General features: G+C 68.3%; 10 protein-coding genes and 1 rRNA gene. 7 read left to right on the plus strand and 4 right to left on the minus strand.

The genetic code is table 11. The annotated features are described in order from the left end of the window. Positions 1-109: 109 nt before the first annotated feature. Positions 110-1,732, minus strand: coding sequence for an acyl-CoA carboxylase subunit beta (locus tag AC1AYX_RS07170; protein WP_476502862.1), 1,623 nt, complete (start codon positions 1,730-1,732; stop codon positions 110-112). Then, a complete protein-coding gene (locus AC1AYX_RS07175) occupies positions 1,729-3,609 on the minus strand; it encodes an acetyl/propionyl/methylcrotonyl-CoA carboxylase subunit alpha (protein WP_476502863.1) in 1,881 nt (626 codons plus the stop codon). The genes AC1AYX_RS07170 and AC1AYX_RS07175 overlap by 4 nt, the downstream gene beginning before the upstream one ends. Positions 3,610-3,864: 255 nt before the next feature. Between AC1AYX_RS07175 and AC1AYX_RS07180 the strand changes: the two genes are divergently transcribed. Continuing rightward, on the plus strand, positions 3,865-4,473 hold the full coding sequence (locus AC1AYX_RS07180; protein ID WP_476502864.1) for a biotin transporter BioY: 609 nt from the start codon (positions 3,865-3,867) through the stop codon (positions 4,471-4,473). Positions 4,474-4,676: 203 nt separating this feature from the next. On the opposite strand, the gene AC1AYX_RS07185 is transcribed toward AC1AYX_RS07180, so the two are convergent. Further along, on the minus strand, positions 4,677-5,558 hold the full coding sequence (locus AC1AYX_RS07185) for a biotin--[acetyl-CoA-carboxylase] ligase (RefSeq protein ID WP_476502865.1): 882 nt from the start codon (positions 5,556-5,558) through the stop codon (positions 4,677-4,679). A 202-nt stretch (positions 5,559-5,760) separates the two neighbouring features. On the opposite strand from AC1AYX_RS07185, the gene AC1AYX_RS07190 reads away from it, so the two are divergent. The 6 genes from AC1AYX_RS07190 (at position 5,761) to AC1AYX_RS07215 (ending at position 13,011) form a co-directional block, all read left to right on the plus strand. Further along, the gene (locus AC1AYX_RS07190; protein ID WP_476502866.1) at positions 5,761-8,022 is read left to right on the plus strand and encodes a DUF6020 family protein; all 2,262 of its coding nucleotides are present in this window, start codon (positions 5,761-5,763) and stop codon (positions 8,020-8,022) included. A gap of 197 nt (positions 8,023-8,219) precedes the next feature. After that, complete coding sequence (locus tag AC1AYX_RS07195; RefSeq protein ID WP_476502867.1) at positions 8,220-8,837, plus strand: hypothetical protein; 618 nt, start codon at positions 8,220-8,222, stop codon at positions 8,835-8,837. Between the two features lie 115 nt (positions 8,838-8,952). Next, positions 8,953-10,143 carry a hypothetical protein gene (locus AC1AYX_RS07200; protein WP_476502868.1) on the plus strand — a complete coding sequence of 397 codons (1,191 nt, stop codon included), beginning with the start codon at positions 8,953-8,955 and terminating at the stop codon, positions 10,141-10,143. A gap of 4 nt (positions 10,144-10,147) precedes the next feature. Next, entirely contained in the window at positions 10,148-10,801 is a 654-nt protein-coding gene (locus AC1AYX_RS07205; protein WP_476502869.1) for an ATP-binding cassette domain-containing protein, read from the plus strand. 32 nt (positions 10,802-10,833) lie between these two features. Beyond that, a complete protein-coding gene (locus AC1AYX_RS07210; RefSeq protein ID WP_476502870.1) occupies positions 10,834-12,012 on the plus strand; it encodes a hypothetical protein in 1,179 nt (392 codons plus the stop codon). 126 nt (positions 12,013-12,138) lie between these two features. After that, a complete protein-coding gene (locus AC1AYX_RS07215) occupies positions 12,139-13,011 on the plus strand; it encodes a helix-turn-helix domain-containing protein (RefSeq protein WP_476502871.1) in 873 nt (290 codons plus the stop codon). A gap of 351 nt (positions 13,012-13,362) precedes the next feature. Here AC1AYX_RS07215 and rrf read toward each other — a convergent pair. Beyond that, positions 13,363-13,454 (minus strand): 5S ribosomal RNA (gene rrf, locus AC1AYX_RS07220); the annotation flags it as partial.

The raw sequence follows: 13,454 nt of genomic DNA on the forward strand, positions 1-13,454 counted from the left end.
TGCGTTACGTAAGTCTGTGGTTACGTTCTGTTATGCGGATGGCTCCGTCGTCGGACAGTCCACTGGACTGTCCTCCTCCTCGCGCTGATCGGTCTGCCGAGCGGACCGATCAGAGCGGCTGGTTGCCGTGGTGCTTGTCGTTCGCGCGGACGCGGCGTTTGGTGGCGAGCGTGCCGAGCGAGGCGACGATCGCCTCGCGCGTCTGCTCGGGGTCGATCATCGCGTCGATCTGCCCGAGTTCGAGCGAGAGGTTCGCGTTGACGGTGGTCTCCTCGTAGTCGGCGATGTACTTCGCGCGCAGCGCCTCCACGTCCTTGCCGGACGCCTTGGCCTTGGCGAGGTCGTGGCGGTGGATGATGTTCACCGCGCCGGCCGCGCCGAGCACCGCGATCTGCGAGGAGGGCCAGGCGAAGTTCATGTCGGCGCCGATGGCCTTGGAGCCCATCACGATGTACGCGCCGCCGAACGCCTTGCGCAGCACGACGGTGACGAGCGGCACCTGCGCGTTCGCGTACGCGTAGATGACCTTCGCGCCGCGGCGGATGATGCCCGCGTGCTCCTGTTCGGCGCCGGGCTTGTAGCCGGGCGTGTCCACGAGGGTGACGACGGGCAGGTTGAACGCGTCGCACAGGCGCACGAACCGGGCGATCTTCTCGGAGGAGTCCACGTCGAGGATGCCGGCGTTCACGTTCGGCTGGTTCGCGACGATGCCGACCGGGCGGCCTTCGACGCACGCGAAGCCGACGAGCGCGGACGCGGCGAACAGTTCGTGCACCTGCACGAACTCGCCGTAGTCGACGATGCAGCGGATCACGTCGAGCATGTCGTACGGCTGGCGGTCGTTGTCGGGCACGAGCGTGGCGAGCCGTTTCGCGGTCTCGCGTTCGGCGCGCGTGGCGGCGTACGCGTAGACCGGCGGCTGTTCGTCGCAGTTGGACGGCAGGTAGGCGAGCACGGTGCGCGCGTAGTCGATCGCGTCGGATTCGTCGGCGCCGAGGTAGTGCGCGACGCCCGACTTGCGGTTGTGGACCTCGCCGCCGCCCAGGTCGGCCATCGAGATGGTCTCGCCGGTCGCGGCCTTGACGACGTCCGGTCCGGTGACGAACATGTCGGAGTTCTCGCGCGTCATGATGATGAGGTCCGTCAGGGCCGGGCAGTAGACGGCGCCGCCCGCGCACGGGCCGAGGATCAGCGAGATCTGCGGCACGTAGCCGCTCGCCTCGCACGTCTTGCGGAAGATGCGGCCGTACTGGGTGAGCGCGGCGACGCCTTCCTGGATGCGCGCGCCGCCGGAGTCGACGATTGCGACGATCGGCACCTTGAGCGCGATGGCCATGTCCATGAGATGGCAGATCTTCTCGCCTTCCGCGGTGCCGAGCGTGCCGCCCTTGACGGAGAAGTCCTGCGCGTAGACGGCGACCTTGCGCCCGTAGACGAGGCCGAAGCCGGTGATGACGGCCGCACCGGCCTTCCCGGCGTTGATGTCGCCGCCTTGGAAGCGGCCGATCTCCTCGAAGGTTCCGGTGTCGAACAGCAGGTCGAGGCGTTCGCGCGCCGTCTTCTTGTGCTTGGCGTGCTGCTTGTCGCGCGCGCGGTTCTCGGCGTCACGCGCGAGTTCGGCGGCCTTGACGACGGCCGCGCGCAGCGGCTGGCGGCCGTCGCCGGCGCCGCCCTGTCCGGCGGCCTGCTTCACGGCGTCGCGCACGGCGGGCATCTCCACGATGTCGGTCATTCCGTGGCCTCCTTCCCGTTGTCCTCGGCGTCGCCGGCCGAGCCGGACGCCCCAACCACGTCCAGCGTGACCAGCGTGTCGCCGGCTTCGACGCCGTCGGCCGGGCCGACGAAGATCTTCTTCACCGTGCCCGCGGCCGGCGCGTACACGTAGTTCTCCATCTTCATCGATTCGAGCACGACGATCAGGTCGCCCTTCGCGACCTCCTGGCCCTCCGCCACGTTGACGCGCGTGACGACGGCCTGCATCGGCGAGGCGATGACGCCGGACTTCGCGCCGTCGTCGATCGGCCCGCGTGCGACGGATCCGGCGTGCGAGCCGGACCCGCGCAGCGGCTGCGTGGGTCGTTTCGCGCCGCGTGCGCGCGCGCCGCCGGTCAGGTTCTCGACGACGTCGAGCGGCACGGTGAGCTTGACGCGACGATCGTTCATCTCGATGACGAACGTCTCGGAGGCGACCTTCGCGTCCGCGCCGGGCGCGCCGGCGAGCGACGCCGGCTGCCCGCCGCGCGCCGCGTTCGCCTCGCGGTTCAGGTACGTGCGTTCCAGCCATTTCGTGCTCACGTCGAACGCGTGGCCGTGTTCGGCGGTGAACGCGTCGTCGCGGAAGATCTCCTTGAACAGCGGGATCGGCGTCGGCACGCCTTCGATGACCATCTCGTCGAGCACGCGGCGCACGCGCGCCACGGCGGCGGCGCGGTCCTGCGCGGTGACGATGACCTTGCCCATCATCGAATCGAATTTCGGCGACACCGTGTCGCCCTGCGTGACGCCCGTGTCGATGCGTACGCCGGGGCCGGACGGCCACACGATGCGCTCCAGCGTGCCGGAGGACGGCGTGAGGTTCGTGGCCGGATCCTCGGAGGTGATGCGCAGTTCGAAGCTGTGGCCGCGCGGTTCGGGCGCGGGCGTGAGCTCACCGCCGGCGGCGATGTTGAGCTGCTCGCGCACGAGGTCGAGGCCGCTGACCTCCTCGGAGACGGTGTGTTCGACCTGCAGGCGCGGGTTCACTTCGAGGAAGTAGACCTTGCCGTTCGGCGTGACCATGAACTCGCAGGTGCCGAGTCCCGTGTAGCCGACGGTGGTGAACAGGCGGCGGGAGTATTCGACGAGCGTCTCGGCGACCTTGTCCGTCAGGAACGGCGCGGGCGCCTCCTCGACGAGCTTCTGGTTGCGCCGCTGCAGCGAGCAGTCGCGCGTCGAGTAGACGGTGAAGTTGCCGTGGCTGTCGCGGCCCGACTGGGTCTCGACGTGGCGCGCCTTGTCGATGAACTTCTCGATGAAGTACTCGTCGAGGTCGCCGCCTTCGAGCGCGTCGTGGTTCGTGTAGAAGCGGCGCAGCTCCTCGTCGTCGCGCACGACGGTGATGCCGTGCCCGCCGCCGCCGTCGGTGCGCTTCATCATAATCGGGTAGCCGTGCGTGTGCGCGAAGTCGAGCAGCGTGCGGATGTCCTTGACCGATTCGGACAGGCCGGGCACGGGCGGCACCTTGGCGCGCAGCGCGACGCGGCGCGCGGTGATCTTGTCGCCGAGCTCGGTGAGCGCGGTGTGGTGCGGCCCCACCCAAATCGCGCCGGCCTCCTCGACCTTGGCGGCGAAGGACGGCACTTCGGACAGGAAGCCGTAGCCGGGGTGGACGGCGTCCGCGCCGGAGCGCTTCAGGATGTCGATGAGCCGGTCCTCGTTGAGATACGTGTCCTGGTAGGTGTCGCCGGGCAGCAGGTACGCCTCGTCGGCGAGCGACACGTATTGCGACTCGCGGTCCTGTTCGGCGTAGACGGCCACCGTGGCGATGCCCATCTCACGCGCGGTGCGGACCACGCGCATGGCGATTTCGCCGCGGTTGGCGATGAGTAGTTTCTTGACGGATTGCCCCATGACGTCAGATTCTGCTCTTCAAAACTGACGGTTTCAATCGAAACGTCCACAAAACCCGGCGCGGACTTTTGTCACCTTCCACAAACGTCACCGTAGCTTGACGGTTCTATCCTCGATGTCAACGCCGGCGGAGAGCCGCGGCATCCCGTATTCGTTTCGGGCCGCGACCGTAACGCCGGGAAGGCCGCGGACCATCCGGCGGCCGGGCGGAATCCCTCGTTCGGATCCGCGTTTTCACGAGAAGGGAATCATCTCATGCAGTCCAACACCCCTACGCCCGCCGCGCAATCGTCCGCCGCCAAGTCCGTCTCCATCGCGCGCCGCGTCGCCGCCGTCTCCTGGAAGCCGGTGCTGTTCGCCGTGCTCATGTGGGTCTCCGCCGCCGCGGGCGAGATTCCGATTCCGGGCACGCCGGTGCCGATCACGCTGCAGACGTTCGTCGTGATGCTCGCCGGCCTCATGCTCACGTGGCGTCAGGCGGGCGCCGCGGTCGCCACGTATCTCGCGGCCGGCGCCGCGGGCCTGCCGGTGTTCGCCGGCGGCACCTCCACGATGGCGCTCGTCGGCCCGAGCGCGGGCTTCCTGCTCGGCTTCCTGCCGGGCGTGGTCGTCATCGCGTGGCTCAAGGGCAAGGCTGGCGAACATGGCGTCAAGGCGACGCTCCTCGGCGCGCTGCGCTACTTCGCGGCCGCGTTCCTCGGCGGCGTCGTGGCCGTCTACGCGTTCGGATTCCTCATCCAGTCCGCGCTGACCGGCGCGCCGATCGCGGCCGTCGCCATCGCCTCGATGGGCTTCGTGATCGGCGACATCGTCAAGGCCGCCGTTGCCTCCCTCGTCGCCGCCGGCCTCGCCAAGCTCCGCTGACACCCATTGGCATCGGCCCCCCTCTGACGAGGGGGCTCCCGGCGAAGCCGGGTGGGGGAGAGACCGCGGCCGCAGGCTGGAGGAAACGGAATCGGCCGTAGGCCGATGCGATATCCCCGCGGCCTACGGCCTCTCCTCTGCTCTCCCCCAGTCTCACTACGTTCGACAGCCCCCTCGTCAGAGGGGGCCTAGTCATATACCGCTTACTGCAGCAAGCCCACTTCGCTGGCGAGGAGGGCACGCACCTCGCCGTCCTCGGTGCGCACGCTGATCGACGCGTCATCGTTCAACGCGACCACTTCGCCGCGCACGGCGCTGCCGTCGATGAGCTGCGCGTCGACGGTGCGCCCCATCATCCAGCACACGTGTCGCATCTCGGCGCGCAACCGTCCCGACTGCACGAGCGGCGCGGCGACGAACGCCTCCAACCGCGACCGCATCGACTCGACGAACCGCGCGATGATGAGGTCGCGCAATCCGTCGACCGGCGGCAGCGGCCCCACGTTCATCTGCAACGACGTGGCCTGAGCCGTGGGCAGATGGTCGGCCGGCATGAACAGGTTCAATCCCGCGCTGAACACTATGGCCTTGTGTTCGGAATCCCCGTGCAGCGGCATCACCTCGGCGACCGTGCCGCCCAGCTTCAACCCGTGGCAGTACAGGTCGTTCGGCCATTTGAGCTGGAAGCCGCACTCATCGTCGTACGGGCGGGCGCCGCAGTCGTCGACCGCGCCCTCCAGCGCGTCCAACAGGGACAGCTCGGCGATCATCGCCAGCCACCCGTTGACCATCTCGTCGTCCGCGACCGTCTCGGGAATCACGCTCACGAACGTCGCCGCCAACGATTTGCCCGGCGCCGTGATCCACTGGCGTCCGAACCTGACCAGCGCGTTGCTCAGATAGTCGGCGGTGATCACGGTGACCGGCAGCTCGCCCTCGCCGCGCTCCAACACGATTTCGCCGCGTTCGAGCATGCGCCGGGCCTCGGCGTGCGTCGAATCCATATCCGCGACCGATACGACCTTGTCCGCGATGCGCCTCGTATGCTCCAGCTCCGATGCTGCGACCTTCAACAGTGAAATCATGCCCACCACCATACGCCCCGCCTATCCCAAACCCTCCCGCCTCGCCCGCCTCCCTCTGACGAGAGACGTCCGTCCGACGCCCTGACGGTCGCCCGCCGTTCCGCCTCCCTCTGACGAGGGAGGTGCCGGCGCAGCCGGCGGAGGGAGAGACAGTCGGCGCAGCCGACCGAGCGAGGTGACCGCGACGCTAGAATACTGCCCTATGAGCGATGTCACAGCGAATCCCCCTTCCCCGGCCGAATCGGCGACGTCCCGAACCCACGCATCCGCGGGACCAGCGGGCACGTCGTACCGCCCCATCGACCGCATCGGCGCCGTGGCGCGGTGGGCGCTGGCCGTGGCGGCGGTGCTGTGGCTCTCCTGGTGCACGGCCGTCGGCCCGTTGTACTGGGCGGATTCCTCGATCGCCGCGTTCCATTGGCTGAACGCGCTGTACGGTGTCCTCGCCTTCGTCATCTATATGGCCATCATCGTCGCGCTGGTGCGCGTGGGCAGGAGGGAGCCGCTGCTCGGCTGGCGCACGGACCGCGCGACCGGCGAGCGCACGCCGCGCCGCATCCTGCCGTTGCGTCGGCGCAATCGTCCCGACGTTCCCACCGACGTGACGTCCGCAACCGCACCGACCACCCGTCGCGCGCGATGGTGCGCCCGTGTGCGCACCATCGCGGCGCACGCCCGGGCGTTCCTCTCCCGCTGGATCGTGCGTCTCACCGACCGGCGCTGGAAGCTGTGGACCGTCTTCCTCGTCGGCTGGCTGTGGGCGCCGACCACGCTGCTCGCCGCGTTCGGCGCGGACCTGCGCAGCCAGGCGCGCGAGTTCAGTTGGGCGTGGAACCAGTGGACCGGATTGAAGCAGCCATACATCGGCTTCTTCTCGTTCGCCCCGATGGACATCTACCCGACCGCCCACTACCTGTGGCCCGCCGACCCGACGTATCTGACCGACCAGCACAACATCGTGCTCACCCTCTTCTACGGGTCGACGATGGCCGCGAGCCGGTATCTGACCGGGTCGAACGACTGGGGCGTGATCGCGCTCGCCGCCGCCCAGTTCCTGTTCGCCGTCTGCTGCACGGCGGCGACCGCGCACCGGTTCCTCAACCTGCCGTGGCTGCGCCGGTCGGACGTGCGCACGGCGCGGCGCGATTTCGCGCATCCGGAGCGCGGCAGCCGGTTCCGCCCGCGCGCGTTCGCGCGTCCCGAACGCGGCGTGCGCCCGGCGTTGCCGCCCGAGGCGGCTCATGCGGGCGTGCGTCTCGCGGTGATCGTGTTCTTCCTCGTCTGCCCGATGGCCGTGTTCTCGACGATCTCGCTGACGAAATCCCCACTGTTCGCGTTCGCGTTCCTCTGGGCGTTCGGCTTCTGGTACGAGCTCCACGCCCTCACCGATGCCTCCCGAACCGACGCTCCCCGTTCCCCCCGGAATGCCGCCTCGTCCCCCCGCTCCCCCCGGGAGGGGGAGCTGGCCGCCACAGGCGGACTGAGGGGGTCCCGCAAGCCCCTTATCCTCCGTCTCCCCCGCCGCACGCTCGTCGCGTTCGCCGCAGCGAACGCCGTCATGCTGATCTCCGCGAAATACGCGTGGTACGTGCTGCTCTTCGAGTTCGTGCTCGCCATCGCCGCCGACCGCCGCCGCTGGGCCACCTACGTGGTCGCGATCCTCCTGCCGACGATCCTCATCCACGGCGGTATCTCGATGGCGATCTCGTCGGGCGCGATCATCGGCGGCGACCCGATCGAAAGCCACGGCGTGCAGTTGCAGATGATCGCCCGCGTCGCCGAACGCGCTCCGGAGACGATCCCGGAATCGGCGCGCAAGGAGCTCGCCCCCGTCTTCAACCTCGACCAGATGGCCGACGCGTATTTCCCGCAGGACGCGGACCCGGTGAAATCCTCCGGCATCCAGTCGAAGAAGGTGAGCTACCGCTGGCGTTCCGTCAAACCCGACGACATGAAGAGCTTCAACAAGGCGTGGCTCGAGATCGTCAAGGCGAACCCGGTGGTGGCGATGGACGCGCTGATGGCGAAATGCTACGGCTACTTCGACATCGCGGACCTGCCGTACGTGTCGATGAACTACTACGTGGACAGCGACTACGTGCAGAAGAACTCGACGTGGCTCAAATACGTCAACCATGACTGGCGCGAACGCGTGGCCACGTTCGCCGACTCGTGGGGCGCGATCCCGGTGCTCGGCTGGGTGACGCACGGCAACTTCTACGTGATTCTGACGTTGCTCATCGGCGCGGCCGAGGTGATCCTGAAACGGTGGCGCTCGCTCGCCTGGCATCTGCCGCTGCTGCTGCTCATGGGCGTGATGATCACCGCGCCGGCAAACAACTTCGAACGTCACATGCTCCCCGTCGCCTTCTGCTTCGCCTTCCTCTGCCTCACCTTCCGAAGGGATTCACGCGGAACGGCAACGGACAGCAGCGCCATCGCCGCCGCCGGAGCTCGCCCATAGGCATAGAGGCGTATAGGCGTATCCGCGCGTCGGGCCCGCCCGTCAGGTCCGCCCGTCGTCCAGTGGATTACGTTTTCGCTTCCCGTCATGTCTCCCGTCTGAGAGCATGGTGATGCAACGAAGCATCACGGGAAACGGGTGGCATATGAACAGCATCCTCTCCAATGGCGCGGCCGTCGCCGTTTTGCACGATCTGCATGATCGCCACACTCGCCGGCTGCTCCGTGAATGCGGCCGGCGGGCACGATACGGGCACGAACGCCACGGCGACCGACGGCTACGATCTCAACACCGGTTATTCCGCGGAACTGAACACCGTAAGGTCGGAATTGCGCGATGCCGGCAATGACGACGACAATCGGCTGGGTCTGTCGATCCTCGAGGATGGTGTCGTGACCGGGGGAGAGCTGAACGAGCTCAAAGAGCAATACGACCAATGCTTCATCGACCACGGATACGACCCCGGATCCTTCGACTTCGATACCACCGGTGCCGGAAGCGTCTATCCGCCGTCCGGCTTATCCGAAGAAGAAAGCAAGGCTTGGGGCGAGCGGACCAACACGGTCCAACAGACCTGCGACCGACGCAACGGCACCGCGGCCATCCGAGGCCTGGTCGCTTCGGTCCGGATGAATCCGGACAACAAGGACATCCGCAAGACCATCGTCACCTGTCTCATCGAGCAGGGGCTCGTGGACGGCGGTTACACCGTCAACGACTACGACACCGATCTCGCCGACCAATCCGGTCCCTTCTCCGCGGAGAAGAACGACGATGCCTCCTACCAAAGCAAACTTCGCCAATGCCGATCCTGACCGGCTAAGTCAGCCAGTCAGGAGATGATGTCGTCTCCCGGATGACGTATCCCCTCCCGGTGGACGACCGGAACGCCATACAGTGGAATCGACCATCAGCAAGGAGGCACCCACGATGCGCAGAAAGACGACCTCCAACACGACCTCCAAGACCTCCTCCGCCGCCACGTCCAAGTCCGCCCGCACCGGCGTCACCGTCTCCGTGATCGTCCTGCTGGCGGCGCTGCTGCTGTCGACAGGAGTGGCCGGCGGGTTCCTGCTCACCCGCTCGCGCATCCCCCAGTCGTTGGAGTCCTCCACGCCGGCCGGCTCGATGACGGTCGCATCCACCCGGTTCGACGATTCCCGTTCCGTCCAGCTCACGCTGACGCTCGGCGCCTCCGCGACCGTCACCTCGCCCGTGTCCGGCACGGTCACCTCGTCGGATTGCGCGGCGAACGCGACCGTCGCATCGGGCAGCACCCCGCTCGCCGTGGACGCCGTCCCCCTGCTCGCGCTCAACACCGCCACCCCGCCGTACCGCCGTCTCGCGAGCGGCACGCAGGGACCGGACGCCCGCGCGCTGAACGACGCGTTGCGCGCGCTCGGCTACGCCGCCCCCGATTCCGACTGGTTCGTCTGGGATTCGATCGTCGCCTACAACGCGCTCGCCGGCAATGTGGGCGCACGCCGCATCACCAAGGACGACGGCTGGGCCATCGACCCCTCGTTCTTCATCTGGCTGCCCGCCTCCGCCGTAACCGTCGCCGACTGCCGGATCGCGGTCGGCCGGCAGGCCACGCAGGGCGCGGACCTGTTCGCCACGTCCGGCGCGCCCGTCAAAGCCACGTTGCCCGCGTCCCAGTCCGGCGCGCAATCGTCCGGCGCGCAATCGTCGGGCGCGGTCGCCGGCGACCGCATCCTCACCGTGAACGGCCAGGACTTCCCCGTCGCCGCCGGTACCACCGAAATCACCGACGCGGCGACGCTCGCCGCGATCGCCGCCAGCACCGAATACCGTCTCGCCTCGCTCAGCGGCGGTTCCGGCGGAGGCGGCACCGGCGGCGGCACCGGAACCGGCGAAGGCGGCACGCTCCAGGTCTCGTTCACGTGGCGTCTCGCGAATCCGATCGAGTCGATCACCGTGCCGCCGTCCGCGCTCTACCGCGCGTCGGGCGTCACCGCGTGCGTGAGCGTCAAGGGCGAGCCCACGCCGATTACGATCATCGCCTCGCAGCTCGGCAAGACGATGGTCTCGCCCGACGGCGTCGACCCGTTCACCACGGTCGACGTCGCCCCCACCACCAGCAAGCCGTGCCGGGAGTAGCGCCATGAGCACCGACGTCACCGACAGCACCGACTCCATCACCCCCGCCAAGCGCGTCGTCCTCACCGACGTGGGCCACACCTTCGACCCGACCGGCGAGGACATGCTCTTCCGGCATCTCACCGTCACGCTGCTCCCCCGGCACGTGTACGCGCTCACCGGCCCGTCCGGCTCCGGCAAGTCGACGCTGCTGTCGATCATCGCCGGCTGGACCGCGCCCGCGCAAGGCACGGTGGAGCGCATCGGCTGTGACCGCGTCAACTGGGTGCTGCAGAATCCGCACGGCGTGGCCAACCGCACCGCCATCGACCATGTGTCACTCCCGTTCATCGCACGCGGCGAAAGCCGCCACGACGCCGAATCGCACGCACTCGACCTGCTCTCCGCGTTCGGTCTCACGCGACTCGCCTGCAAACCGTTCAGCGACCTGTCCGGCGGCGAGGCGCAACGACTCATGCTCGCCCGCGGCGTGGCCAGCGGCGCCGACCTGATGCTCGTCGACGAGCCGACCGCGCAACTCGACCTCACCACCGCCGCCACGGTGAACGAGCGTCTTCACGCGCTGTCGCTCGGCGGCGCGATCGTCGTGGTCGCCACGCACGATCCGCGCACGCGCGACGCATGCACCGACCTCATCGATCTCGGCGACTGGCAGTAACCGGCCGTAACCGGCAGCAGGAGAGCATCATCATGAACCAGCCGAAGCAGTCGCGACGACAACCGCGGAAGCAGCGCGAACGGTCCCATCCCCGCATGCGCCTCGCCGGAGTCCTCGACGAGGCCGTGCGCAATCTCGCAACCGGCACGTCGCACGCGTGCGGGATGGCCCTGACGCTCGCCTTCCTGCTGCTCCTGTGCGCGGGTGCCGACCTCATGGCGATCACGAAGATCCAGCGCGAGGCGGACACGTTCGTCGCCGCGGGCGGTTCCACCACCGTCATCACATATACGGGCCGCATCGACGGCACCGCGTGCGACCGTCTCGCCTCGCTCGACGGCGTCATCGCGGCCGGCGCGACGCGCGCCTCGCAGACGAAACTCACGTTCGCCGCGTTGCCGTCGACCGGCGTGCCCACGTATGAGGCGACGCCGGGCGCGATCGGCGTGTTCCGCAACAGCACGGCGAACGCGCGCGAAGCGAGACCCACGACGTTGAACGACGTGAACGGCGTATGGCTGTCGGGCGAGGCGGCGGCGCCGCTCGCCGCCCACGCCGGCAGCCGTCTCGCGTTGCGCGACGAGCGGACGCTCGACGTCGCCGGCGTCTACGACTGGCCGGACGACGGGCGGCAGAGCGGCTACTCGTATGCGGCGGTCACGCCCGTCCCCGCGGGGTACGGCGGCCTGTTCGACCAGTGTTGGGTGAAATCGTGGCCGGTCCCGGAGAACATCGAATCGTTGCTGCGCGTCACGACGGTCGGCGATGCGACGGGCACGCAGGAACGTCCGATGGTCTCGCAATTGAACACGTCGCGCGGACGCACGTTCGACGCGGCCGCGATGTACCGCGGGCGACTCACCGTATGGGCACCGATCGTGGCCGGCGTGGTCGCGCTGATCGCCGGATTCGTCTCCATATGGCGGCGACGGTTGGAGCTCGCGTCCGCGTTGCATTGCGGCGTGCCGAAACCGGCGATGGTCGTGCAGACCCTCGTCGAAACGGCTGCGTGGGCGTCCGCCGCGACGCTGATGAGCGTGGTGGAGTTCGCCTGGACATGGCTGGAGAACACGCGCACCGACGCGGCGGTGCTCACCACGGCATTGTTGCGCGTGCCGGCCGCCGGGTATGCGGGAGTGATGACGGGCGCGCTAATCGGCGCACTCCTGATCCGAGAACGTCACCTGTTCCGCTACTTCAAGACCCGCTGATTGCCGATTCCCCTGTTCCCCCTTGCGGAATCGGCGATTCCCTCTGCTCCCCCTGTGAGGGGGAGCTGTCGGCCAAAGGCCGACTGAGGGGGTCTGCGCCACGCCCGCACTCACTACACTGGAGATATGACTGATTTCCTGGACCTGCTGACGAGCGCCGCCGAAGCCGACGATGGTGACGGTTCGGCCCGCGCCCGCGTGGAGCGCGTCGCGTTCGAATCCCTGACGTCCGGATTGTCCGACGATCGCGTCGCGTCGTTGCTGCGTGTGCTCGGTTTCGACGGCGGATTCGCGTGTTTCGCGATTGCGGGACGCCCCGCCGCCACCGTCGAGGCGACGATGCGCGGTGTGACGAAGGCGGTCGTCGATCTGGGCGGCGGTCTGCCGCTGGTCGGCGTGCGTGACGGCGTGGTCGCCGCGTTGATTCGCGTGGAGGCGGCGGTCAGTCCCGATGTGACGTGTACGGCGGTCGCGGGCGCGTTCGATGCGACGACGACGCCGTTGTGCCTCGGACCGGTGCGTCACGGCGTCTCCGGTGCGACGGCGACGTTGATCGCCGCATTGACGACGTTGCGCGCGGCCCCCGCGCTGGTCGTCGGGCATGGTGCGGGCGCGCCGGCCGCGGGCGCCGCGGCCGCCAAGGATTCCGGTGCGACGACGCTCGCGCGCAAACGGATGCTCACACCATTGCGTGCCGAGGATGCACTGCCGGAACGCGCGCTACTCGGCGATGATGATGCGCGGCGCGAACTCGTGGATGTGGTGTATGGTTCGTTGGCCGGTCACGGCGCGGATGATCCGACGATGATGACGGTGTCCACGTTCCTCTCGTCCGGGGGATCGCTGGAGACCACGGCGCGCACGCTCAACGTGCATCCGAACACAGTGCGCTACCGTCTCAAGCGCGCCGCCGATACGACCGGCTGGGATGCGACGAACCCGCGCGAGGCATACGTGCTGACCACCGCCATAGCCTTAGGGCGCATCAACGCCGCGTGATTGATAGGCTAAGCCCTGCTTCGTTCGCATAAGCCCCCTCTGACGAGGGGGCTCCCGGCGAAGCCGGGTGGGGGAGAGACCAGAGCGGCCGCAGGCCGCGGGAAAAATCGTATCGGCCGAAGGCCGATTCAGTTTCCCGCGGCCTACGGCCGCCGGCTCCCCCTGAAGGGGGCGCATGCCTTGCCTCTGCTCCCCTTGTGAGGGGGAGCTGTCCGCCGGAGGCGGGCTGAGGGGGGTGACGCGTGCGGGGCGTGGGGGTGGCTCGTGGCGCGTGCGCGTGCGTGTGTCTTGGAATATGCGGAAGGGCCCTTGGGAGCTGTTGCTCGACCAAGGGCCTTCCTTATCGTATGGATGCGGCGGCGTGCTACTCTCCCACACTCTCTCGGGTGCAGTACCATCGCCGTGCCAGGTCTTAGCTTCCGGGTTCGGAATGGGACCGGGCG

The organism is Bifidobacterium sp. LH_419, assembly GCF_056356955.1.